Origin of the sequence: Enterobacter sp. DSM 30060 (assembly GCF_013375955.1) — a bacterium.
Lineage (GTDB): Bacteria > Pseudomonadota > Gammaproteobacteria > Enterobacterales > Enterobacteriaceae > Enterobacter > Enterobacter intestinihominis.
In genome coordinates this window covers 3,098,393-3,122,878 of sequence record NZ_CP056118.1, presented here as the reverse complement: position 1 = coordinate 3,122,878, position 24,486 = coordinate 3,098,393, and the positions used below count along the sequence as shown (strand labels likewise).

Below are 24,486 nucleotides of genomic sequence, written 5' to 3'. Positions count from 1 at the left end.
CTACCTCTCATCAGGCCGGATTAGGGATATCAATAAACGTCACATCCAGATCGGTATTTTCCGTCAGCCACTCGCTGAGGGCGCGGATGCCGCCACGCTCGGTGGCGTGATGGCCTGCCGCGTAAAAATGCAGGCCTTGTTCACGGGCAGAGTGAATGGTCTGCTCGGAAACCTCGCCGGTAATGAAGGCGTCGACACCGAAACGCGCCGCGCTATCAATAAAGCCCTGGCCGCCGCCGGTGCACCATGCCACGCGCTTCACGGTATCCGGCCCGGTGTCGCCGCACCACAGCGGACGACGCCCCAGGCGTGCTTCGATCCACGATGCCAGCTCCAGACCCGGAACCGGCATCGACAGTTCACCCCACGGCACCAGGGGTTCAATTTCGCCCATCACGGTAATCCCCAGCAGCTGCGCAAGCTGAACGTTATTCCCCAGTTCAGGATGCGCATCGAGCGGCAGGTGATAGCCGTACAGGTTGATGTCATTCGCCAGCAGCGTTTTGAGACGGTTGCGCTTCATGCCGCGAATAATCGGTGATTCGTTTTTCCAGAAATAACCGTGATGGACAATCACCGCGTCGGCTTCCTGACGCACCGCCTCATCCAGCAGCGCCTGGCTTGCCGTTACGCCGGTGATGATTTTTTGCACCGTCTCGCGACCCTCCACCTGTAAGCCATTCGGACCGTAGTCGCTAAACGAGGCCGTGTTGAGTTTTTCGTTAATCAGGCGTTCCAGTTCACTGTTTTTCATCATCATTCTCTCAAACTTTTCGGGCGGTTTCGTACGCCGCCAGCGTGGCGACGCGCGCCTGTTTATGGTCGACAATGGGACGGGGATAGTTCAGGGTAACACGCTGTTTATCCGCCCATGCCCAGGGTTCATGAATGGCTTTGGCGGGGACATCCTTAAGTTCAGGCAGCCAGCGACGGATAAACTCGCCGTCGACGTCAAATCGTTGTCCCTGCGTGGTCGGATTAAAGATCCGAAAATAGGGAGCCGCATCCGTGCCGGTGGAGGCCGCCCACTGCCAGCCGCCGTTATTTGCCGCGAGATCGCCATCGATCAGCTGAGAGATAAAATAACGCTCTCCGGTTCGCCAGTCGATAAGCAGATCCTTTACCAGGAAGCTGGCGGTAATCATACGCAGACGGTTATGCATCCACCCGGTTTCATTGAGCTGCCGCATAGCCGCATCAACAATCGGGAAGCCGGTGAGCCCACGCTGCCATGCCTTCAGCAGCTTATCATTCGACTGCCACTGTACCTTATCGGTCCAACGAATGAAGGGGCGATGTTTACATAAATCAGGATGATACGTCATCAGATGGCGATAAAACTCACGCCAGATCAGTTCGTTCAGCCACACTGCGCCCGCCCCCCCGTCTACCGCCTGAGGCTGTTCCGCCAGTAGCCGATGTAAACACTGGCGCGGGGAGAGCGCGCCCAGCGCTAAACAGGCCGACAGGCGGCTGGTGCCTTCAATCGCTGGAAAATCCCGCCGCGCCCCGTAATCCGCCGCCCCCTGCGCGCAGAACTGACGCAACCGGGCGATAGCCGCTTTCTCGCTGGCGGGGAATACTGTTTCATCAAACGACTGCTGGGGATAATTCAGCCTGATGTCCTGCAGATCCGTTATCGTTTCCCCTCTTATGGCCGGAGCGGGAACGCATTCTGGCAGCCCCTCTTTCAGGCGTTTGATAAAAGCATTTTTAAACGGCGTGAAAACTTTATACATTTCGTGACTGCCGGTCATCACGCTGCCCGGTGCGAGCATCACGCTGTCATCAAAGCCTTCACAGACCACGCCCGTAAGGTTTTTCTCCAGCTGACGATCCCGCTGCTGCTCGTTAAATTCATACTGGTAGTTGTAAAAAAGACGCGTTACCGCGTGCTGCTTACAGATTGCCTGCACCATCTCAAGCTGTGCGGCAAAATCATGGGCCTCTTTATAGATCAGCGGAATGCCTTTTTCGGCCAGTGAATGTTGCAGGTCATTCAGATACGCGCTGAGTAATGCCGCTTGCCGGGGCGCCATGTCATGCTGCCGCCACTGTTCAGGCGTGGCGATAAACAGGGCCAGCACATTCGCGTCTTTAGCGCGGCAGGCGGCCGCGAGAGCGAAGTTGTCGTGAATGCGTAAATCCGCGCGAAACCAAACCAGATGGGTGGGCATAAAACTCCAGGCAATTGTCCATTATGTCCGTAAGGGCATGCCGTAAAAGGAAAAAGGCATGCATTGAACTACTTTGCCATGAAGTGTAGACGGGATGAAATAAAAAAGGCCGCCCGAGGCGGCCTTAACGCTACTTGTCCTGCGCTATCGGGGTAAAGGCAATAAACACATCCGGTTTATCACTCTTTACAACGAGTGCGCTGGCGACAATGAACGCGATGCATAAATAGCGTTTCACTATGCGGTCCCTGCTGCTAACCGCTCCACCTATCACCACCGGTGATAAATCGGTGGACACAAGCCCGGGTAGGCGGGCTGCTTTACGGCTATGGATACACCTTTCCCAGGACCGATGCCCATTTGCGAGATGGCGGAAAGGGACGTGGCATCATAATTAACACCAACGCCAAAAGTAAGTTATTTCAGTAAAATTAGGAATTTATAAAGGTGAAGTGGATTGCGAACTTTTTAAAGAAGGGTATGATAAAAATCCCGGGTAGGGGCTGCAAGATTACCCAACGGACCGCGAATCCCGAGGGACAAAAAAACCGCCACTTTGCTGTAGGCGGTTTTTTTATGGCTACGATGTCACACCGTATCAGTAGAAATCGCAGGTTGCTTTCTCGGCCTGATCCATCCACACCGGCTTTTCGCTGGTTTTCGCCCAGACGCGGTGCAGATAGCTGTAAAAACGTGCGCGATCTTTCCAGAACAGCATCACCGGCAGGGCCAGCACGCCAGCCACTACGGCGAAAGTGCGACGCATGAACACGATATGAGCCGGATACTCTTTATAAAGATCCATATTTTTCTCCCCTGTAGTTGGCCGGAAACCTTCTCCGGAAAATGTGAAATTTGTGACCTGGTTAAAATAATACCGCTTTGTTTGTAATTTTACTACTCATCCGACCACTTATTTTCATCCATTTCGTGAATATTTACATTCACGCCTGTAATTAAGTTACAAAAAAGTTAACGGTTTACTTACCAATAGTTAAATTATGGTCTTTCCCATTTTTATACTTTTTTTACACCTGCCCTTCTGATTTTTGCGAAATCTTTGCGCCACAAATCCTACCGTTTGTACAACAACAAAAGTCACCCGGAGGTGGAGTGTGAGTGCAGGTCTGATTGCCGGCATCGTGCTGGTGTTCCTGTTATTGGGTTATCTGATTTATGCCCTGATTAATGCGGAGGCATTCTGATGGCTGCTCAGGCGTTTTTGCTTATTGCCAGCTTTTTACTGCTGCTGCTTGTGCTCGCCACGCCGCTGGGAACAGCGCTGGCGCGGCTGATAAACAACGTGCCACTGCCGGGTACGCGAAAAATTGAAAACGTGCTCTGGCGCATTTCAGGTATCAGCGACCGCGAAATGAGCTGGGGCCAGTACCTGATGGCGATACTGCTTCTGCATATCGTGGGGCTTATTGCCCTCTTTACGCTGCTCATGCTCCAGGGCAATTTGCCGTTGAATCCGCAGCAGTTACCAGGTTTATCCTGGCATCTGGCGCTGAACACGGCGGTCAGCTTTGTCACCAATACCAACTGGCAGTCTTACGCCGGTGAAACCACGCTCAGCTACTTCAGCCAGATGGCCGGGTTAACCGTGCAAAACTTTCTGTCTGCATCCAGCGGTATCGTGGTGATCTTCGCCCTGACGCGCGCGTTTGCCCGTCAGAATGTCAGCACGCTCGGCAACGCGTGGGTTGATGTCACGCGCATCACCCTTTGGATCCTGGTGCCTGTTGCGCTGATTATTGCCCTGTTCTTTATACAGCAAGGCACTCTGCAAAACCTGCTGCCTTATACCCCTTACACCTCGCTTGAAGGGGGCAGGGAACTCCTGCCAATGGGGCCAGTGGCGTCGCAGGAAGCAATCAAGATGCTGGGCACCAACGGGGGCGGGTTCTTCAACGCCAACTCATCGCATCCGTTTGAAAACCCAACGGCATTAACCAATTTTGTACAGATGCTGGCGATATTCCTGATCCCCGCCGCGCTCTGCTTCGCCTTTGGCGATGTGGTTAACGATCGCCGCCAGGGCCGTACGCTGCTGTGGGCCATGTCGTTAATCTTCGTGGTCTGCGTAGCACTGGTGATGTGGGCCGAATGGAACGGCAACAGCCACTTCATGCAGCTGGGGGCTAACAGCAATATCAACCTGGAAGGCAAAGAGAGCCGCTTCGGCATTCTTGCCAGCAGCCTCTATGCGGTGGTCACCACGGCGGCCTCCTGCGGGGCGGTGAACGCCATGCACGACTCTTTCACCGCGCTTGGCGGCATGATCCCGATGTGGCTGATGCAGATTGGCGAGGTAGTCTTCGGTGGGGTCGGTTCGGGGCTGTACGGCATGCTGTTGTTCGTTCTGCTCGCCGTGTTTATCGCCGGGCTGATGATCGGCCGCACGCCGGAATATCTCGGCAAAAAAATCGACGTCCGCGAAATGAAATTAACCGCGCTGGCAATCCTGGTCACCCCCACCCTTGTGCTGCTCGGTACCGCCCTGGCGCTGATGACCGACGCCGGGCGCAGCGGCATCTTTAACCCGGGCATTCACGGCTTTAGCGAAGTGCTTTACGCCGTTTCGTCTGCCGCAAACAACAACGGCAGCGCCTTTGCAGGGTTAAGTGCCAACTCACCGTTCTGGAACTGTCTGCTGGCGTTCTGCATGTTCTTCGGTCGTTTCGGCGTGATTATTCCCGTCATGGCGATCGCCGGAACACTGGTGAATAAGAAGATCCAGCCGACCACTACCGGTACGTTACCGACTCACGGCGCGCTGTTCGTCGGCCTGCTGATTGGCACCGTTCTGCTGGTAGGTGCCTTGACCTTTATCCCCGCCCTCGCGTTAGGCCCGGTTGCGGAATATCTCTCTTTACGCTGATTTTGCGGAGAATTTGTCATGAGTCGTAAACAACTGGCCCTGCTCGAACCAACCTTAGTTCGTCAGGCCCTCATGGATGCGGTAAAAAAACTGAGCCCGCGAGTGCAGTGGCACAACCCGGTGATGTTTATTGTCTGGACTGGAAGTTTACTCACCACCGCACTGGCGATTGCCATGGGAACGGGACACCTTTCAGGAAATGCAACCTTTACCGGCGCCATCAGCCTGTGGCTGTGGTTTACCGTGCTGTTCGCCAACTTTGCCGAAGCGCTGGCGGAAGGCCGCAGTAAGGCGCAGGCCAACAGTCTGAAAGGGGTCAAAAAAACCGCCTTTGCGCGCAAATTACGCGAACCTAAATACGGCGCGCAGATGGACCACGTTCCGGCGGATGAACTGCGCAAAGGTGACGTGGTGCTGGTGGAAGCCGGGGACATCATCCCCTGCGACGGGGAGGTAATTGAGGGCGGCGCGTCGGTAGACGAAAGCGCTATTACCGGGGAATCCGCGCCCGTGATCCGTGAGTCGGGCGGAGATTTCGCCTCAGTTACCGGCGGAACGCGCATTCTTTCCGACTGGCTGGTGATCCAGTGCAGCGTTAACCCGGGCGAAACCTTTCTCGACCGGATGATCGCCATGGTGGAAGGCGCACAGCGTCGTAAAACGCCGAACGAGATCGCCCTGACCATTCTGCTGGTGGCGCTCACCATTGTGTTCCTGCTGGCAATGGCGACCCTGTGGCCCTTCTCCGCCTACGGCGGTACAGCGGTCAGCATCACCGTACTGATCGCCCTGCTGGTCTGTCTGATCCCCACCACTATCGGCGGCCTGCTTTCCGCGATTGGCGTGGCGGGGATGAGCCGTATGCTGGGCGCGAACGTCATCGCCACCAGCGGACGCGCCGTTGAAGCGGCGGGTGACGTAGACGTACTGCTGCTGGATAAAACCGGGACCATCACCCTGGGTAATCGTCAGGCCTCTGACTTTTTACCTGCTCCCGGCGTGGATGAAAAAACGCTGGCCGACGCGGCGCAGCTTTCTTCGCTGGCCGATGAGACGCCGGAAGGTCGCAGTATCGTGATCCTCGCCAAGCAGCGCTTTAACCTGCGCCAGCGCGACGTACAAAGCCTGCACGCCACGTTCGTGCCCTTCACGGCGCAAACACGGATGAGTGGAATTAACATTCAGGACCGAATGATCCGTAAAGGCTCCGTTGATGCCATCCGCCGTCATATTGAAGCCAATAATGGACATTTCCCTCCGGAAGTCGACCACCTGGTGGAAAGCGTGGCGCGTCAGGGGGCAACCCCGCTGGTGGTGGCGGAAGGTGCAAGCGTTCTGGGGGTTATCGCTCTGAAGGATATCGTTAAAGGCGGTATAAAAGAGCGTTTCGCCCAGATGCGTAAGATGGGCATTAAAACGGTGATGATCACCGGGGATAACCGTCTGACTGCGGCGGCCATTGCCGCCGAAGCGGGCGTGGATGATTTCCTTTCCGAAGCGACACCGGAAGCGAAGCTGGCACTCATTCGCCAGTATCAGGCGGAAGGTCGTCTGGTGGCGATGACCGGCGACGGCACCAACGACGCCCCGGCGCTGGCGCAGGCCGACGTGGCGGTGGCGATGAACTCCGGTACCCAGGCGGCAAAAGAGGCGGGCAACATGGTGGATCTCGACTCGAACCCGACCAAGCTGATCGAAGTGGTGCATATCGGGAAGCAGATGCTGATGACGCGCGGCTCGCTGACCACGTTCAGTATCGCCAACGACGTGGCGAAGTATTTCGCCATAATCCCGGCGGCCTTTGCGGCAACCTATCCGCAGCTGAATGCCCTGAACGTAATGCACCTGCACTCTCCAGCCTCGGCCATTTTGAGCGCGGTGATCTTCAACGCGCTGATTATTGTCTTTCTTATTCCGCTAGCGCTGAAAGGGGTGAGCTATAAGCCGCTGACGGCCGCCGCCATGCTGCGCCGTAACCTGTGGATTTACGGTCTGGGTGGGCTGGTGGTGCCCTTTATTGGGATCAAGGTTATCGACATGTTGTTAATGCTGTTCGGGCTGGTTTAAAAGGTGAATCTCATGACGATGTTACGTCCCGCTATACTGTTGTTTATTCTGCTGTCTCTGATTACCGGCGGGCTTTACCCGCTGATGACAACCGCCCTGGGCCAGTGGTGGTTTGAGGACCAGGCCAACGGCTCGCTGATTATCCAGAACGGTGAAAACCGTGGCTCGCGTCTGATTGGGCAAAACTTTACGGACCCGCGCTACTTCCAGGGACGCCCTTCCGCCACTGCGGAAAGCCCGTATAATCCAATGGCCTCCGGCGGCAGCAATCTGGCTGGCAGTAATCCTGACCTGGACAAAGCCGTTGCTGAACGCGTTGCCGCCCTGCGCGCCGCGAATCCGCAGGCCAGCCGTGAGGTGCCGGTTGAGCTGGTCACCGCCTCCGCGAGCGGGCTGGATTACAGCTTGACGCCGGACGCAGCGGCGTGGCAGATCCCACGCGTGGCCGCCGCCCGTCTGCTGACCGTCGAGCAGGTGAGCCAGCTGGTTGCAGAACATACGCAAAAGCCGCTGGTCAGCTTCATCGGCATGCCGGTAGTGAACATTGTTGAGCTGAATCTGGCGCTGGATGCGCTAAGGAAGAACTAAATGACCGATGAGCCCATGCGCCCGGATCCGGACAGGCTGCTTGAACAAACGGCTGAAGCCCACCGCGGCAAGCTGAAAATTTTCTTCGGCGCCTGCGCGGGCGTCGGGAAAACCTTCGCCATGCTGACGGAAGCCCAGCGGCTTCGGGCGCAGGGGCTTGATATTCTCATCGGCGTGGTGGAAACCCACGGTCGCAAAGAGACGGCGGCGCTGCTGACGGGGCTGGCGACGCAGCCGCCCCAGCGTATCAGCCATCGCGGTCGGCTGGTGACGGAGTTCGATCTTGATGCCGCCCTCGCCCGCCGCCCCGCGCTGATCCTGATGGACGAACTGGCGCACAGCAACGCGCCTGGCTCACGCCACCCGAAGCGCTGGCAGGATGTTGAGGAGCTGCTTGAAGCCGGCATCGACGTCTTCACTACGGTGAATGTTCAGCATCTGGAAAGCCTGAACGACGTGGTGAGCGGGGTAACCGGTATCCAGGTGCGCGAAACCGTCCCCGATCCGTTTTTTGATTCTGCCGATGAAGTCGTACTGGTTGACCTGCCGCCGGACGATCTGCGCCAGCGCCTGCACGAAGGCAAGGTGTATATTGCCGGCCAGGCCGAACGCGCTATCGAACATTTTTTCCGCAAAGGAAACCTGATTGCCCTGCGCGAGCTGGCCCTGCGCCGCACCGCCGATCGCGTGGATGACCAGATGCGCGCCTGGCGAGACCTGCAGGGGCGGGAGCGCGTCTGGCACACGCGTGACGCCATTCTGTTATGCATTGGTCACGGCAGCGGCAATGAAAAACTGGTCCGCACCGCCGCCCGGCTTGCGGCGAAGTTTGGCAGCGTCTGGCACGCGGTGTATGTCGAAACGCCACAGCTTCACGGCCTGCCGGAAAATCAGCGTCGCGCCATTTTGAGCGCGCTGCGGCTGGCGCAGGAGCTGGGTGCCGAAACCGCAACCCTGTCCGATCCGCAGGAAGATAAAGCCATTCTGCGCTACGCGCGCGAGCATAACCTGGGCAAGATTGTCATTGGACGTCGCCAGCATCGCCGCTGGTTTAGCCGCGAATCTTTTGCCGACAGGCTGGCACGCCGCGCGCCGGATCTGGATTTAGTCATCGTCGCGCTGGATGACAAGCCCCCCCCCTGCCCGGCCGTACGCCGGACGCACGCACCTTTGGCGATAAATGGCGCGTCCAGATCCGGGGCTGCCTCGTGGCCGTGGTCCTTTGCGCCCTGATTACGGTGATTGCCAGCCAGTGGCTCATCGCCTTCGATGCCGCCAATCTGGTCATGATTTATCTGCTGGGCGTCGTTGTGGTCGCGCTCTTTTATGGCCGCTGGCCGTCGGTGCTGGCAACGGTGATCAACGTCATCAGCTTCGACCTCTTTTTTATCGCTCCGCGCGGGACGCTTGCTGTCTCGGACGTGCAGTACATTCTGACCTTTGCCGTGATGCTTACCGTCGGGCTGGTGATCGGGAATCTGACGGCAGGCGTGCGCTACCAGGCACGCATTGCCCGCTATCGCGAGCAGCGCACCCGCCATCTGTATGAGATGTCAAAATCGCTGGCGGTCGGCCGCACGCAGCAGGATATCGTCCAGACCAGCGAGCAGTTTATCCGTTCGACCTTTCATGCCAGTAACCTGATTTTGCTCCCCGACGAGCAGGGGCGCCTTCGCCCGCTGACCTCCCCTTCGGGGATGACGCCCTGGGATGAAGCGATTGCCCGCTGGAGCTTTGATAAGGGTTTACCTGCCGGTGCCGGCACCGACACTCTGCCCGGGGTGCCTTACCAGATCCTGCCGCTGCGCAGCGCGGATAAAAATCACGGGCTGGTCATCGTCGAGCCGTCTAACCTGCGTCAGCTGATGATCCCCGAGCAGCAGCGCCTGCTGGAAACCTTCACCCTGCTGGTCGCCAGCGCCCTTGAACGGCTGGCGCTCACCGCCAGCGAAGAGCAGGCGCGGCTGGCAAGCGAGCGCGAAAGTATTCGCAATTCGCTGCTGGCAGCGCTGTCTCACGATTTGCGCACCCCGCTTACCGTGCTGTTTGGTCAGTCCGAAATTCTGACGCTGGATCTGGCGGCGGAAGGATCAAAACATGCGATGCAGGCCAGCGAAATTCGTCAGCACGTGCTAAATACCACGCGTCTGGTGAACAACCTGCTGGACATGGCGCGCATTCAGTCCGGCGGGTTTAACCTCAAAAAAGAGTGGCTCACCCTTGAGGAGGTTGTCGGCAGTGCGCTGAAGATGCTGGAGCCGGGTCTCGGCGGGCGCCATATCGAGCTGGACATGCCGGAACCCCTGACGTTAATCCATGTGGATGGCCCGCTGTTTGAGCGCGTGCTGATTAATCTTCTGGAAAATGCCGCTAAATACGCCGGGGCAAAGGCCCGGCTGGGGATTGCTGCCAGGGTGGATAAACGTGTGCTGCGGCTCGATGTCTGGGATACCGGGCCGGGTATTCCGGCCGGCCAGGAGCGCGCCATATTCGAAAAATTTGCGCGCGGTAATAAGGAATCTGCCATTCCGGGCGTCGGGCTGGGGCTGGCGATCTGCCAGGCGATTGTTGACGTGCATGGCGGCACCATTTCCGCAGAGAACCGCCCGGAAGGTGGGGCACGCTTTTGTGTTACACTTCCTCTTGAAACCCCACCAGAACTTGATGAATTACCAGAGGATTTGTGATTAACGTTCTGATTGTTGAAGATGAGCTCGCTATCAGCCGATTTCTGCGTACCGCGCTGGAAGGCGACGGTTTGCGCGTTCATGAAGCCGGAACGCTTCAACGGGGGTTAATTGAAGCCGCCACCCGCAAGCCAGATCTGGTGATCCTGGATCTGGGACTCCCGGATGGCGACGGCATCGATTTTATTCGTGAGGTGCGTCAGTGGAGCCAGATGCCCATTCTGGTGCTCTCTGCCCGCACCGAAGAGACGGATAAAATCGCCGCGCTGGATGCCGGAGCGGATGATTATCTGATCAAACCGTTTGGCATTGGCGAGTTACAGGCCCGGCTTCGTGTGGCGCTGCGTCGACACAGTGCCACCACTCCTTCTGAACCGGTGTACGTCTTTGGCGATATCCGCGTCGATCTTGCCGCCCGCCGCATCGTGCGAGGGGAAGAAGAGATCCACCTTACGCCTATCGAGTTTCGTCTGCTGGCCGTGTTGCTCAGTAACCACGGAAAAGTGTTAACGCAGCGACAGCTGTTAAGCCAGGTCTGGGGACCGAATGCTGTCGAGCATAGTCACTATTTACGCATTTATATGGGACACCTTCGCCAGAAACTTGAAGCCGATCCCGCGCGTCCTCGTCATTTATTAACAGAAACCGGTATCGGATATCGGTTTATGATCTGAATAAGCATTCACTTTAATTTTAAATAAAAAACATACCAGCCTTAATATAGCCATGAAAATAACGATGAGTTTATTTTCATAGCTATATCTGCCCTCTTTAAACACAATTAAAACATCAATTTAACACCGAACCAACAAAACAGCATTTTGATCTGTGTTATTCACTCAAAACGACTAATTATTTCTGAAATGATCGGTTATTGGTGATCTGTTTCACAGTTAATCCCTTTTTCCTGGATAAAATGACCATGCTTTCAATTACTGAAAGGAAACTGAACATGGAAAACAATAATCGTTTAATGCCCCATATAAGGCGGACAACACATATCATGATGTTTGCCCACCGTAACTGTTTTGACTTTCATCTCTTTAACGCCCGGTAGTCCTTCGACTTCTGGCGCATCTGCTTACAGGTTATCCTGAAAAACGCTATTTTACAGGCTGTTGCCTGTGAACACCTGCGCTCATTCCTTGTGATTCAGATTCTCCGCAACCGGGCGGACTGAATTCGACTCAGCAAAAAAGCAATTAACTGATTTCGTATCAGCGGACACGCTTTGCTTTTTTTTTCCGGAAATAATCGATTTCTTTACCGCAAGAAGTCGAGGGCCCCATATTGCCTGAAATAAAGAGATAAAGATGAAAACGTTAAAAATTGCCGTCAGCCGTGCCTGCCCTGAATGCTTTACCACTTCGCGCGACATCGTGGATATCACCGCATCGGATTATATTGATGTGGCAGCCGTGGTTCTGGCCGTCAGCGATATTTTCAATGGCGCCATAGAAGAAATAGAAGCCACGGGATTCGGTATCCCGGTGTTTATTGCCACGCATAAAGAAGAAAGGGTTCCGGCTGAATTTCTGTCGCGTATTCACGGCGTTTTTGAGTACTCCGACACCAGCAATGCGTACTACGGACGCCAGCTTGAAGCGGCTGCGCAGAAGTACGAAACCCAGCTCCGCCCGCCGTTCTTCCGCGCGCTGGTCGATTACGTCCAGCAGGGGAACAGCGCGTTTGACTGCCCCGGACATCAGGGAGGCCAGTTCTTCCGCCGCCATCCGGCCGGAAACCAGTTTGTCGATTTCTTTGGCGAAACGCTTTTCCGCGCCGATCTGTGCAATGCCGACGTGGCAATGGGCGATCTGCTGATCCATGAAGGTGCGCCATGCATCGCCCAACAGCATGCGGCAAAAGTCTTTAATGCGGATAAAACCTACTTCGTGCTGAACGGCACCTCCTCTTCCAATAAGGTAGTGCTCAATGCCCTGCTCACGCCAGGCGATCTGGTGCTGTTCGATCGCAATAACCATAAATCTAATCACCACGGAGCACTGTTACAGGCGGGAGCGACGCCGGTGTATCTGGAAACAGCGCGCAACCCGTACGGGTTTATCGGCGGTATTGACGCACACTGTTTCGACGAGAGTTACCTGCGGGAACTGGTGTCAGAAGTCGCGCCTGGTCGCGCGCGGGATGAACGTCCCTTCCGTCTGGCAGTGATCCAGCTGGGCACCTACGACGGTACCATTTATAACGCCCGTCAGGTGGTGGATAAGATTGGTCACCTGTGCGATTACATCCTGTTTGACTCCGCCTGGGTGGGTTACGAGCAGTTTATCCCGATGATGGCCGACTGTTCGCCGCTGCTGCTGGAGCTGAACGAAAACGATCCGGGCATTCTGGTTACCCAGTCGGTGCATAAGCAGCAGGCAGGCTTCTCGCAAACCTCGCAAATCCATAAGAAGGACAGCCACATAAAAGGCCAGCCGCGCTATGTTCCGCATAAGCGCCTCAACAACGCCTTTATGATGCACGCCTCCACCAGCCCGTTTTATCCGCTGTTTGCCGCCCTGGATATCAACGCCCGCATGCACGAGGGGCAAAGTGGGCGCAACATGTGGATGGACTGCGTGGTGACGGGTATCGAAGCGCGAAAACTGATCCTTCAGAACTGTCAGTTTATTCGCCCGTTCGTGCCGGAGACGGTGGATGGCCGTCCGTGGGAAAGCTGGGATACGGCGGAGATCGCCACCGATCTGCGCTTCTTCCATTTCGTTCCGGGCGAACGCTGGCACGCCTTTGAGGGATATGCCGAGCATCAGTATTTTATTGATCCCTGCAAACTGCTGCTGACCACGCCAGGCATCAACGCCCGCACCGGCGAGTATGATGATTTCGGCGTGCCCGCCACCATCCTCGCCAACTTCCTGCGTGAAAACGGCATCGTGCCGGAAAAATGCGACCTCAATTCCATTCTGTTCCTGCTCACCCCGGCGGAGGACATGGGCAAATTGCAGCAGCTCGTCGCCCAGCTGGTGCGCTTCGAAAAACTGCTCCAGAGCGATGTGCCGCTGAAAGAGGTTCTGCCCTCTCTTTATAAGCAACATCCGGAACGTTATGCGGATTATTCCCTGCGTCAGATTTGTCAGGAGATGCACGACCTCTACGCCCGCCATAACGTGAAGCAGTTGCAGAAAGAGATGTTCCGCAAGTCTCACTTCCCGCGCGTCATGATGAACCCGCAGGAGGCGAACTATGCCTATCTGCGCGGTGAGGTCGAGCTGGTGTCACTGCGCGACGCGGAAGGCCGTATCGCCGCGGAAGGCGCGCTGCCTTACCCACCGGGGGTGTTGTGCGTGGTTCCGGGGGAAGTCTGGGGCGGTTCCGTGCTGCGCTATTTCGCCGCGCTGGAAGACGGGATCAATCTGCTGCCGGGCTTTGCGCCGGAGTTACAGGGGGTTTACGTCGAGGAGTGTGACGGGCGCAAACAGGTGCGCTGCTACGTCATTAAACAACCCGCCGCTCAGCCGTCTCTGCTGAAAGGAGAAAAATTATGAGTAAGTCCAACAAGATGGGCGTGGTACAACTCACTATCCTCACCATGGTGAATATGATGGGGTCCGGGATCATCATGCTGCCCACTAAGCTCGCTGAAGTGGGGACGATTTCGATTATCTCCTGGCTGGTAACGGCAGTCGGCTCAATGGCGCTGGCGTGGGCGTTTGCCAAGTGCGGGATGTTCAGCCGTAAGTCTGGCGGCATGGGCGGCTATGCCGAATATGCGTTTGGCAAGTCGGGCAACTTTATGGCCAACTACACCTACGGCGTGTCGCTGCTGATCGCCAACGTGGCGATTGCCATTTCCGCTGTCGGTTACGGTACGGAGCTGTTTGGCGCGACGCTGACCCCGGTGCAGATTGGGCTGGCGACCATCGGCGTGCTGTGGATCTGCACCGTCGCCAACTTTGGCGGCGCGCGCATCACCGGACAACTCAGCAGCATCACCGTCTGGGGCGTGATCATTCCGGTTGTCGGTCTGTGCATCATCGGCTGGTTCTGGTTCAGCCCGACGCTGTACGCCAATTCCTGGAACCCGCACCACGTGCCGTTCTTCACCGCCGTGGGATCGTCCATCGCCATGACGCTATGGGCTTTCCTCGGTCTCGAGTCAGCCTGTGCGAATGCGGAAGTGGTGGAAAACCCGGAAAAGAACGTGCCGATCGCGGTACTCGGCGGGACGCTGGGGGCGGCGGTGATCTATATCGTCTCAACCAACGTGATTGCGGGAATTGTGCCCAACATGGATCTCGCTAACTCCACGGCGCCGTTCGGGCTGGCGTTTGCGCAGATGTTTACGCCAGAGGTAGGGAAAGTGATCATGGGACTGATGGTAATGTCCTGCTGCGGCTCGCTGCTGGGCTGGCAGTTCACCATCGCCCAGGTATTCAAATCCTCCGCTGACGAAGGTTATTTCCCGAAAATCTTCTCCCGCGTCACCAAAGCGGATGCGCCGGTACAGGGTATGCTGGCGATTGTGATTTTCCAGAGCGGTTTGTCGCTGATGACCATCAGCCCGTCACTGAACAGCCAGTTTAATGTACTGGTCAACCTGGCGGTGGTGACGAACATCATTCCGTACATTCTGTCGATGGCGGCACTGGTGATTATTCAGAAGGTGGCGAAGGTGGATCCGCGCAAAGCCCGGGCGGCCAATATCGTGGCGCTGATTGGGGCGATTTACAGCTTCTATGCGCTCTACTCGTCCGGTCAGGAGGCGATGCTGTATGGCGCGATGGTGACCTTTATGGGCTGGACGCTGTACGGTCTGGTGTCACCACGGTTTGAACTGAAGAATAAGCATAGTTAAAAAAGAAGCCCGGTGGCGCTAACGCTTACCGGGCCTACGAGATCAATGTTTTCTCCCTCTCCCTGTGGGAGAGGGCCTGGGTGAGGGCATCAGCCCGCACCAGACACCACTTACGCGTTTTTCAGCACTTCGCTGACAATCTCTACCGCTTCTTTCTCAATCTGCTGGCGGTGCTCAGCGCCGAGGAAGCTTTCGCAATAGATTTTGTACGCATCTTCCGTACCGGATGGACGCGCGGCGAACCAGCCGTTTTCGGTCATCACTTTCAGGCCGCCGATGGATGCGCCGTTACCCGGTGCCGCCGTCAGACGCGCGGTGATCGGGTCACCTGCCAGGGTGCTTGCGCTGACCATCTCCGGAGAGAGTTTGGACAGAGCGGCTTTCTGAGCAGAGGTCGCGCCAGCCTGAATACGGTTATAGCTTGGCGCACCAAAGCGTGCTGCCAGGTCGTTGTAATGTTCCTGCGGGTTCTTACCGGTAACCGCGGTGATTTCCGCCGCCAGCAGGCACATTATGATGCCGTCTTTATCGGTTGACCATGGGGTGCCGTCGAAGCGCAGGAAGGATGCCCCCGCGCTCTCTTCACCACCAAAGCCGAAGCTGCCGTCGTGCAGACCGTCAACAAACCACTTGAAGCCCACCGGCACTTCCACCAGCTTGCGGCCCAGCGCATCGACCACACGGTCAATCATGGCGGAAGAGACCAGCGTTTTACCCACCGCAACCTCTTCGCCCCACTGCGGACGATGCTGGAAGAGATAATTGATCGCAACAGCCAGGTAGTGGTTAGGGTTCATCAGCCCAGCCGGGGTGACGATACCGTGGCGGTCGTAGTCCGGGTCGTTGGCAAACGCCAGATCGAACTTGTCGCGCAGCGCCAGCAGGCCCGCCATTGCGCATTCGGAGGAGCAGTCCATACGGATCGCGCCGTCTTTGTCCAGGTGCATAAAGCGGAAGGTCTGATCGACGTGATCGTTCACGATGGTCAGATCCAGCTTGTAGTGCTCGGCAATGCGTTTCCAGTATTCAATACCGGAGCCGCCCAGCGGATCCACGCCCAGCTTCAGACCGGCTTTCTGGATAGCGGCCATATCGACGATATCCGCCAGCCCTTCCACGAACGGCTGCACCAGATCCTGCTCTTTCACGTGGCCGGACGCCATGGCTTCATCCAGCGAGATGCGCTTCACGCCGTTCAGACCGTTAGCCAGTAACGCGTTGGCGCGATCTTCCACCACTTTCGTGACGTTGGTATCCGCCGGGCCACCGTTAGGTGGGTTGTACTTGATGCCGCCATCTTCCGGTGGGTTGTGGGACGGGGTGATCACAATACCGTCCGCCTGCGCGCCACCTTTTTTGTTATGTACCAGAATAGCGTTAGAAACCGCAGGCGTTGGCGTGAAACCGTTGTTCTCCTGAACAATCACGTCTACGCCGTTTGCCGCCAGTACTTCCAGCACGGAGATAAAGGCAGGTTCAGACAGGGCGTGGGTATCTTTCCCAACATAGCACGGACCGGTGACGCCATTTTTGGCGCGCTCTTCCGCGATGGCCTGAGCAATGGCCAGAATGTGCGGTTCGTTAAAGCTGTGGCGCGCCGCGCTGCCGCGGTGGCCAGATGTACCAAACTTCACTGCGTGTTCTGCGTTGCCCACCACCGGCTTCAGCACGTAGTACTGCGCGGTCAGTTGAGCGACGTTAATCAAATCGCGTTGTTGTGCAGGTTGTCCTGCACGGCTGTGATTTGCCATTGCCTGGTCCTTCTGATGCAAGGGTTAAATTGTACCGCAAACCTTTTCGATCAATTCCGCCGGGAACTGCATGGACTGCATGATATGTTCGATCATGCTGCACTTGCGGCCCGTATTGGTATTGGTGATCACCCAGTATGGCGTACCGGGAACATGTTTGGGTTTGGTTTGGTTGCCATTTTGCAGCAGGGTCTGCTCGTCACCTGAGAAGTAAACGCGCGTGCGACCGTGCAGCGACTCTGTCGCTTCTGCAAATGCGTTGTTATCCAGTGAATAAAGTGTAGACAGCACCAGCATAAAGCGGTTAACCGCCTTTTTCTGCTCTGCATATTCATCGGACAGCAGCAGCTCGCGCATCGCGCGCACTTTGTCTTTTGCCGGCATGACGGCAGGTTTTACTTGTGCAACAACGCTCGGCTGAGACACGACATCTTTAGTGACAGGAGTGGGCTGTGAGGCGGCGGAAATTTTAAGCATGCGCCGTAAAATGTCGGACGCGCTCTCCCCAATATGCCGCGTCTGGCTGGCAATATACTGATAGAGTTCGTCATCAACTTCGATTGTTTTCATCTTAATCCAGTGCGATATCTTATCTGAATACAAGTCGTTGAGATTATAAGGTCTAATCCCAACAGCGGATAGCGTCAAACCAGGTTGGCGGCAAAAGTCAGATTAAACTGGATCCTTGCCCCCGGGCGGCAGAATGGTCAACATGATACCCTAACCTGACAAACCTAAAAAAAGAACTTTGCCATGAAATTGAATACCCGAGCGCAAACTGCACAATCGCCGAACAATAATTCTCCCATCGTACTGGTTCACGGCCTGTTTGGTAGCCTGGATAACCTGGGCGTGCTGGCGCGCGATTTAGTGACCGATCACGAGATCCTCCAGGTTGATATGCGCAATCACGGTCTTTCAGGGCGCTCTGAGGAGATGACCTACGCAGCCATGGCGCAGGATCTGCGGGACACCCTCGATGCGAATAATATCCAGAAAGCGACGCTCATCGGGCATTCAATGGGCGGTAAAGCGGTGATGGCGCTCACTGCGCTGGCCCCTGAGCGAATTTCCGGTCTGGTGGTCATTGACGTTGCGCCCGTCAATTACGACGTTCGCCGTCATGATGAGATTTTCGCTGCGATCAATGCTGTGACAGAGTCAGGCGTCTCCACACGCCAGCAGGCGGCAGCCGTTATGCGCGAGCATCTCGATGAAGAAGGCGTGGTCCAGTTCCTGCTGAAATCCTTTGTTGACGGACAATGGCGCTTTAACGTCCCGGTACTGTGGGATCAGTATTCGCATATTGTGGGGTGGGAAAATGTCCCCGCCTGGCCGCACCCTACCCTCTTTATTCGCGGCGGCAACTCCCCTTACGTCACTGACGCGTACCGTGACACGCTGCTGGCGCAATTTCCGCAGGCTCGCGCTCACGTCATCGCCGGTGCCGGGCACTGGGTCCACGCGGAAAAACCGGATGCCGTCCTGCGCGCCATTCGCCGCTATCTTACTGATACAGCGAATTGATTAAAAAGCCAGCGACCGGAAGACGACGGGCTTCCAGTCGTTGGCGTGTGGATATGGGTGATGTATGATGGCGCGCTTATCGCCCGGGCATTAGCAGGGCGGCGTGTTTCCCCCGAAGTCTCAGAATCATGGCCAAAGAACAAACGGACCGTACGACACTAGATCTGTTCGCGAATGAGCGTCGACCGGGACGACCGAAAACGAATCCGCTTTCGCGCGATGAACAGCTGCGTATCAATAAACGCAACCAGCTTAAACGCGATAAAAATCGTGGGCTTAAGCGTGTCGAACTCAAGCTGAATGCCGATGCCGTCGATGCGCTTAACGAGTTAGCTGACGCGCGCAACATCAGCCGCAGCGAACTGATCGAAGAGATGCTGATCGCCCAGCTTGAGACGTTACGCGGCAAGGCGTGAGTCAGAAAATCCCCAATATTACCTTTTTCATGTAGCACAGAGTGCAGTCCTGCGTGATAGCTGTTTCCGCAGGGTTGCCTGTTCTGCTATTATTGCCCTTATCCGTGGACAATTTGCGCCACCATACCATTAAGTTTCAAGAGGTTATTTTACTCATGGCAATCATCGGCATTTTCTTTGGCAGTGATACCGGCAATACTGAAAATATCGCAAAAAACATTCAAAAACAGCTCGGTAAAGACGTTGCTGATGTGCATGACATCGCCAAGAGCAGCAAAGAAGATCTCGAGGGCTATGACATCCTGCTGCTGGGCATCCCGACCTGGTACTACGGTGAAGCACAGTGTGACTGGGACGATTTCTTCCCGACGCTGGAAGAAGTCGACTTCAACGGCAAGCTGGTTGCCCTGTTTGGCTGTGGCGATCAGGAAGACTACGCTGAGTATTTCTGTGATGCGCTGGGCACTATTCGCGACATCATTGAGCCGCGCGGTGCGGCGATCGTTGGTCACTGGCCAACAGCGGGTTACCACTTTGAAGCTTCCAAAGGTCTGGCAGATGACGATCACTTCGTTGGCCTTGCCATTGATGAAGACCGTCAGCCAGAGCTGACCGCAGAGCGTGTAGAAAAATGGGTTAAGCAGGTTCGTGAAGAGCTGAACCTGGACGATATCCTTAACGCCTGATATCCCTGCGGCGCAACTCCGGTTGCGCCCGTTGTCCAGGTAAAACCGATTAAATTAATTGCTACAAACTTTTAACTTTTTCGTCCAGACCTGTACAATATCCCCCTGGTAAAAAGTGGGTGCCATCGAACAAGTTTGTTGGTGATACCACGTTTTTATAAGCATACTTTGCTTGAGACTTGCAGTTTTCATTTAGCCATGGCAGTTCTATAATGAGACGCATTATCCCAAGTGCATTTTCTGTCACTTCTTCTTTTGAAGTGAATCGTTTAGCAACAGGACAGATTCCGCATGACTGACAACAATACCGCATTAAAGAAAGCTGGCCTGAAAGTAACGCTTCCTCGGTTAAAAATCCTTGAAGTGCTTCAGGGGCCAGACAATCACCATGTCAGTGCGGAAGACCTTTATAAGCGTCTTATCGATATGGGTGAAGAGATTGGGCTGGCAACCGTCTATCGTGTGCTGAACCAGTTTGATGACGCGGGCATTGTTACTCGTCATAATTTCGAAGGCGGTAAATCCGTGTTCGAGCTGACTCAGCAGCACCACCACGATCACCTGATCTGCCTCGACTGTGGCAAGGTCATTGAATTTAGCGATGATTCCATTGAATCACGCCAGCGTGAAATCGCCGCCCGTCATGGCATCCGCCTGACCAACCACAGCCTGTACCTGTACGGTCACTGTGCTGAAGGGGATTGCCGCGAAAATGAACATGCGCACGACGCAAAATAAGTCAGTGTTCATACTCTGAGCCAGCCGTGAGGTTGGCTTTTTTTTGCCTGGAAAAAGCCCGGTAAGCGCAGCGCCACCGGGCGTAAAGCAACTTATTTATTGTTATTGCGAATCTCGTCCCAAATCTTATCGCAACGCTTCGCCACTTCCTGATCGTTACCGGTTTTACGCGCCTGAATACAGGCCTGGTAATCCATCACGCGAACGTTTTCCTGCGTGGCGAATTGCTCATGGGCTTTGTCTTTTTTCAGCACGTTCAGCACGCTTTGACAGGCTTCAATCTTCTCAGGTGAACCTTGTGCGGTATTGATGCAAGCGCTATACGCCTCTTTAAGACGGGAGTCTTCTTTCGGCGCCTGATCCTGCGCGCACGCCACCAGCCCGAATGCCAGCAGCGCAACGATTACCCTTTTTTTCATCATGTTCAGTCTCCATAACGGCGGGACACAGCCCGCCGCAGCATTCATCAGAAGATGGTAAATGGCGCAATGACCATAAATTTCACGTCGCGCTCATCCTGGAAGATGTTGCCGTAACCGCCCGCGTAGCTCGGGATATCGGAGTGGTTGTCATACTGGGTGAAGTGCAGTTTGAACATCGTGCCTTTCGCACGACCCTCCTGCAGGGTATAAATCGCATCCAGACTGTATGAAGACTCTTTCAGACGGTAGTTCGGATCGTAGTAGGCGTCTGGCGTAGCCATATCCGCTGGCTTCGCGTCCCAGGCGTACGCGTAGGACGCGCCCACTGCCCAGCCAGGCAGGTTCCAGTTCTTCAGGTCATACATTGCGCCGAAGAAGACTGCTTTTTCGCCGTCGGCGTTGAAGTCAGAGCGGTTATCCCACCAGATATCCAGACGACCATTGGAAGAGGCGTAGGTTGGCGTCATACGTTGCAGGAAATAGCCCTGCTGCCCTTCTGACTTGACCCATGTACCCTCCAGACGCAAATCAACCTGACCCACCTTGTAGCCGAAGGTCAGCGCCTGTAACCACGCGGTGCCGTCATAAATATCATTTACGCTGCCATCGCTGACCTTGTCGCGCGTACCGTAGAACTGATAGCTGGTGCTCAGCGGGCTACCTGCGATATCAAATTTGTAGCTGGCTTTAGCAAAGTACTGATCAATATAACCTTCAGCCTGACCAAAAGCCGCTTCCAGCACCAGATCGTTTTTGAAGTCGTACTTCGCCCCCAGCGAGTGGAGATAATCAACTTTGGTTTTTTTATCGTTTTGATAGAACTTGTCCATCTCAATGTGCCACGGCGCTTTGTACTCGTTGGTCCACATATAGGAGAAGCTCAACGCCCCCGCATCGCCGTAGTCAAAATTAGCACCGGCTTCCGCGCCCTGATAGGTACCTGGCATAAAGCTCCAGTGCGGCGCTAACAGCGTCTGACCGGTTGGCTGGATATAACCACCACGCGCCCAGACCGGGCCATATTTGAATTTTGCAGCCGCTTTATACAGGCTGATTCCGCTTTTATCGCCGGACCAGTCTTCGTCGTAAGCTTTATTGCTGGAGGAGAACGCAATTTCGTTCGGATGGCCGCTGTCGCCATTTTCGGCCATTTCAATTGCGGTGAACGCTGCAATATCGATCCCGAACATATCGGCGGCATATCCCGACTGGAAATCCAGGTTGGCGTTCCAGGTCGAGTGAGAAAGGTTAGTTTTGTATTTATCTTCAGTGACGTCTTTACGGTCACGCTCACGTTGCCAGTAATAAATACCGCCCGTAAGGGTGGAATCTTCAATGAAACCTGCTGCTTTTGCCTCTGGCGCAACCACCAGGCCCGACATTGCTGTCACACCGGCGATAGCCAGCGCCAGCGCACTACGTTTGCCACTGAACGTACGCATAGATTATTCCTCTTTGACGAATTAAAACGCCTTAAACGGCGAAAATCAGAAAAGACCAAATGGTCAGGGGTAGTCAGAAATACCCTCGAATTAACTACCGTCTTTAGGTTATTTTTCGCGACGCGAATTATCAATGCTTTTAATCAGGCAAAAGTCAGGATTATGACGAAGAGCACATATTTCGTAGTGCTTTGTAACATTTACCGGGAAGCGAGTACTGGCGGGGGAATACGCTAATTTTCAGTAAGTAACATTGAGATTGAGAATATATTTTTCAGCGTTTCTGTATTTGGAAAACAACAAACTTTTTTAAATAAAATAAGTAGCACCACATTGACCTGGAATGTTGGCTTTAAAAGATTATCCCGATGCTTAACGACATGATCGTTAAATAAAAAAACGCCGCATTACGCGGCGTTTGTTTCTCATTGACCAGAGCAGCGTTATTATTCGCCGATCTTAGTCCAGGTATCACGCAGACCCACGGTACGGTTAAATACCGGTTTTTCTGCCGTGCTGTAACGGCTGTCCAGGCAGAAATAACCCTCACGTTCGAACTGGAACGCTTTACCGGCTTCAGCGGCTTTCAGAGACGGCTCGGCATACCCCTGCTTGATAATCAGCGACTCAGGGTTAATAACCGCCAGGAAGTCTTCCGCTGCGCCTGGGTTAGGCACGCTGAACAGACGGTCGTAGAGACGGATCTCAACCGGCAGCGCATGCTGCGCGCTCACCCAGTGGATTACACCTTTCACTTTACGGCCATCCGCCGGATCTTTGCTCAGCGTTTCTGCGTCGTACGTACAGAAGATGGTCGTGATGTTACCTTCCGCATCTTTCTCTACGCGCTCGGCTTTGATTACATAGGCGTTACGCAGACGTACTTCTTTGCCCAGCACCAGACGCTTGTACTGCTTGTTCGCTTCTTCGCGGAAGTCGGCACGATCGATCCAGATTTCACCGCTGAACGGCACGTCGCGGGTGCCCATTTCCGGTTTGTTCGGATGATTAGGCATAGAGACCAGTTCGCTCCCGCCCTGCGGATAGTTTTCGATAACCAGTTTCACTGGATCGATCACCGCCATCGCGCGCGGCGCGTTTTCGTTCAGGTCTTCACGAATGCAGGATTCCAGAGACGCCATTTCGATGGTGTTGTCCTGCTTGGTGACGCCGATACGTTTGCAGAACTCACGAATGGAGGCGGAGGTGTAGCCACGACGACGCAGGCCAGAAATGGTCGGCATACGTGGGTCGTCCCAGCCTTCAACGTGCTTGTCAGTGACCAGCAGGTTCAGCTTACGCTTGGACATCACGGTGTATTCCAGGTTCAGACGAGAGAACTCGTACTGACGCGGATGCACAGGAATGGTGATGTTATCCAGCACCCAGTCGTACAGACGACGGTTGTCCTGGAATTCCAGCGTGCACAGAGAGTGCGTAATGCCTTCCAGCGCATCGCTGATGCAGTGGGTGAAGTCGTACATCGGGTAGATGCACCACTTGTTACCGGTCTGGTGGTGTTCTGCGAACTTAATGCGGTACAGCACCGGATCGCGCATCACGATGAACGGAGACGCCATATCGATTTTGGCACGCAGACACGCTTTACCTTCTTCAAAGCCACCGGCACGCATTTTTTCAAACAGCGCCAGGTTCTCTTCCACGCTACGATCGCGGAACGGACTGTTCTTACCGGGCTGAGTCAGCGTACCGCGGTATTCACGGATTTCGTCAGCAGAGAGCTCATCGACGTATGCCAGACCCTTGTTAATCAGTTCAACCGCATAGGCATACAGCTGATCGAAATAGTCTGAGGAGTAGCAGATATCGCCAGACCAGTTGAAGCCCAGCCATTGCACGTCGTTTTTAATCGACTCAACGTATTCGATGTCTTCTTTTACTGGGTTGGTGTCATCGAAACGCAGGTTGCACTGCCCCTGGTAGTCTTGCGCAATACCAAAGTTCAGGCAGATCGATTTAGCGTGACCAATGTGCAGGTAGCCATTTGGCTCCGGCGGGAAACGCGTGTGGACTGTGGTGTGCTTACCACTGGCCAGATCTTCATCGATGATCTGACGAATAAAGTTACTCGGGCGGGCTTCTGCCTCACTCATCGTGGATTCCTCAAAGCGTAAACAACGTATAACGGCATATGATCTTATAAGCCGGACGTAGTGACAACCCTTAAAACGTCCCGGAAGAAAATAATGGGGGCAATTGCTGCAAAAAAAAGCGGCGGAGGATATCCCCCGCCGCTAAAGGCATAACTCTACTCAGGA

General features: G+C 55.1%; 20 protein-coding genes and 1 pseudogene. 13 read left to right on the top strand and 8 right to left on the bottom strand.

The features are described from left to right. Positions 1 to 10: 10 nt before the first annotated feature. The 3 genes from HWQ15_RS14820 to HWQ15_RS14810 form a co-directional block, all read right to left on the bottom strand. Positions 11 to 754: a type 2 GTP cyclohydrolase I gene (locus HWQ15_RS14820; protein ID WP_003858635.1), complete on the bottom strand. Its 744-nt coding sequence runs from the start codon at positions 752 to 754 to the stop codon at positions 11 to 13. A gap of 10 nt (positions 755 to 764) precedes the next feature. Continuing rightward, complete coding sequence (gene phrB, locus HWQ15_RS14815; protein ID WP_063149454.1) at positions 765 to 2,177, bottom strand: deoxyribodipyrimidine photo-lyase; 1,413 nt, start codon at positions 2,175 to 2,177, stop codon at positions 765 to 767. A 598-nt stretch (positions 2,178 to 2,775) separates the two neighbouring features. Then, positions 2,776 to 2,982 carry a YbfA family protein gene (locus HWQ15_RS14810; protein ID WP_014069366.1) on the bottom strand — a complete coding sequence of 69 codons (207 nt, stop codon included), beginning with the start codon at positions 2,980 to 2,982 and terminating at the stop codon, positions 2,776 to 2,778. 310 nt (positions 2,983 to 3,292) lie between these two features. Here HWQ15_RS14810 and kdpF point away from each other — a divergent pair, with 310 nt between their 5' ends. From kdpF to potE, 9 genes and pseudogenes are all read left to right on the top strand, one after another. Beyond that, positions 3,293 to 3,382 (top strand): K(+)-transporting ATPase subunit F, encoded by a 90-nt coding sequence (gene kdpF / locus HWQ15_RS14805; protein ID WP_003858638.1) that lies wholly within the window; start codon positions 3,293 to 3,295, stop codon positions 3,380 to 3,382. Next, a complete protein-coding gene (gene kdpA, locus HWQ15_RS14800) occupies positions 3,382 to 5,061 on the top strand; it encodes a potassium-transporting ATPase subunit KdpA (RefSeq protein WP_176587398.1) in 1,680 nt (559 codons plus the stop codon). The genes kdpF and kdpA overlap by 1 nt, the downstream gene beginning before the upstream one ends. Positions 5,062 to 5,079: 18 nt before the next feature. Then, entirely contained in the window at positions 5,080 to 7,128 is a 2,049-nt protein-coding gene (kdpB, locus tag HWQ15_RS14795; RefSeq protein WP_063216341.1) for a potassium-transporting ATPase subunit KdpB, read from the top strand. Positions 7,129 to 7,140: 12 nt separating this feature from the next. Further along, the gene (kdpC, locus tag HWQ15_RS14790; RefSeq protein ID WP_063149451.1) at positions 7,141 to 7,716 is read left to right on the top strand and encodes a potassium-transporting ATPase subunit KdpC; all 576 of its coding nucleotides are present in this window, start codon (positions 7,141 to 7,143) and stop codon (positions 7,714 to 7,716) included. After that, a pseudogene (gene kdpD / locus HWQ15_RS14785) lies at positions 7,717 to 10,403 on the top strand (two-component system sensor histidine kinase KdpD). It abuts the gene before it with no gap. Continuing rightward, positions 10,400 to 11,077, top strand: coding sequence for a two-component system response regulator KdpE (kdpE, locus tag HWQ15_RS14780; protein WP_022647450.1), 678 nt, complete (start codon positions 10,400 to 10,402; stop codon positions 11,075 to 11,077). Before kdpD ends, kdpE begins: the two are co-directional and overlap by 4 nt. Positions 11,078 to 11,355: 278 nt before the next feature. Beyond that, positions 11,356 to 11,460 (top strand): leader peptide SpeFL, encoded by a 105-nt coding sequence (speFL, locus tag HWQ15_RS14775; RefSeq protein ID WP_003858645.1) that lies wholly within the window; start codon positions 11,356 to 11,358, stop codon positions 11,458 to 11,460. Positions 11,461 to 11,716: 256 nt separating this feature from the next. Continuing rightward, complete coding sequence (speF, locus tag HWQ15_RS14770; protein ID WP_063149449.1) at positions 11,717 to 13,915, top strand: ornithine decarboxylase SpeF; 2,199 nt, start codon at positions 11,717 to 11,719, stop codon at positions 13,913 to 13,915. Further along, entirely contained in the window at positions 13,912 to 15,225 is a 1,314-nt protein-coding gene (gene potE / locus HWQ15_RS14765; RefSeq protein ID WP_022647448.1) for a putrescine-ornithine antiporter, read from the top strand. Before speF ends, potE begins: the two co-directional genes overlap by 4 nt. Before the next feature lie 110 nt (positions 15,226 to 15,335). On the opposite strand, the gene pgm is transcribed toward potE, so the two are convergent. Next, on the bottom strand, positions 15,336 to 16,976 hold the full coding sequence (pgm, locus tag HWQ15_RS14760) for a phosphoglucomutase (alpha-D-glucose-1,6-bisphosphate-dependent) (RefSeq protein WP_063149448.1): 1,641 nt from the start codon (positions 16,974 to 16,976) through the stop codon (positions 15,336 to 15,338). Positions 16,977 to 17,000: 24 nt separating this feature from the next. Continuing rightward, positions 17,001 to 17,546 (bottom strand): replication initiation negative regulator SeqA, encoded by a 546-nt coding sequence (seqA, locus tag HWQ15_RS14755; RefSeq protein ID WP_058645948.1) that lies wholly within the window; start codon positions 17,544 to 17,546, stop codon positions 17,001 to 17,003. A gap of 183 nt (positions 17,547 to 17,729) precedes the next feature. Between seqA and ybfF the strand changes: the two genes are divergently transcribed. From ybfF to fur, 4 genes are all read left to right on the top strand, one after another. Continuing rightward, positions 17,730 to 18,503, top strand: a complete 774-nt coding sequence (gene ybfF / locus HWQ15_RS14750) for an esterase (RefSeq protein WP_022647446.1) — start codon at positions 17,730 to 17,732, stop codon at positions 18,501 to 18,503. A 128-nt stretch (positions 18,504 to 18,631) separates the two neighbouring features. Next, positions 18,632 to 18,919: a LexA regulated protein gene (gene ybfE / locus HWQ15_RS14745; RefSeq protein ID WP_003858652.1), complete on the top strand. Its 288-nt coding sequence runs from the start codon at positions 18,632 to 18,634 to the stop codon at positions 18,917 to 18,919. A gap of 155 nt (positions 18,920 to 19,074) precedes the next feature. After that, entirely contained in the window at positions 19,075 to 19,605 is a 531-nt protein-coding gene (fldA, locus tag HWQ15_RS14740) for a flavodoxin FldA (RefSeq protein WP_003858653.1), read from the top strand. Between the two features lie 291 nt (positions 19,606 to 19,896). Next, complete coding sequence (gene fur / locus HWQ15_RS14730) at positions 19,897 to 20,343, top strand: ferric iron uptake transcriptional regulator (RefSeq protein WP_003858655.1); 447 nt, start codon at positions 19,897 to 19,899, stop codon at positions 20,341 to 20,343. A 92-nt stretch (positions 20,344 to 20,435) separates the two neighbouring features. Here the strand turns inward: fur and chiQ are convergent, their stop codons facing one another. From chiQ to glnS, 3 genes are all read right to left on the bottom strand, one after another. Continuing rightward, a complete protein-coding gene (gene chiQ / locus HWQ15_RS14725; RefSeq protein ID WP_032621829.1) occupies positions 20,436 to 20,762 on the bottom strand; it encodes a ChiQ/YbfN family lipoprotein in 327 nt (108 codons plus the stop codon). Between the two features lie 47 nt (positions 20,763 to 20,809). Next, complete coding sequence (gene chiP, locus HWQ15_RS14720; RefSeq protein ID WP_063149446.1) at positions 20,810 to 22,207, bottom strand: chitoporin; 1,398 nt, start codon at positions 22,205 to 22,207, stop codon at positions 20,810 to 20,812. Positions 22,208 to 22,653: 446 nt separating this feature from the next. Continuing rightward, positions 22,654 to 24,321, bottom strand: coding sequence for a glutamine--tRNA ligase (glnS, locus tag HWQ15_RS14715; RefSeq protein WP_015571127.1), 1,668 nt, complete (start codon positions 24,319 to 24,321; stop codon positions 22,654 to 22,656). Positions 24,322 to 24,486 lie beyond the last annotated feature (165 nt).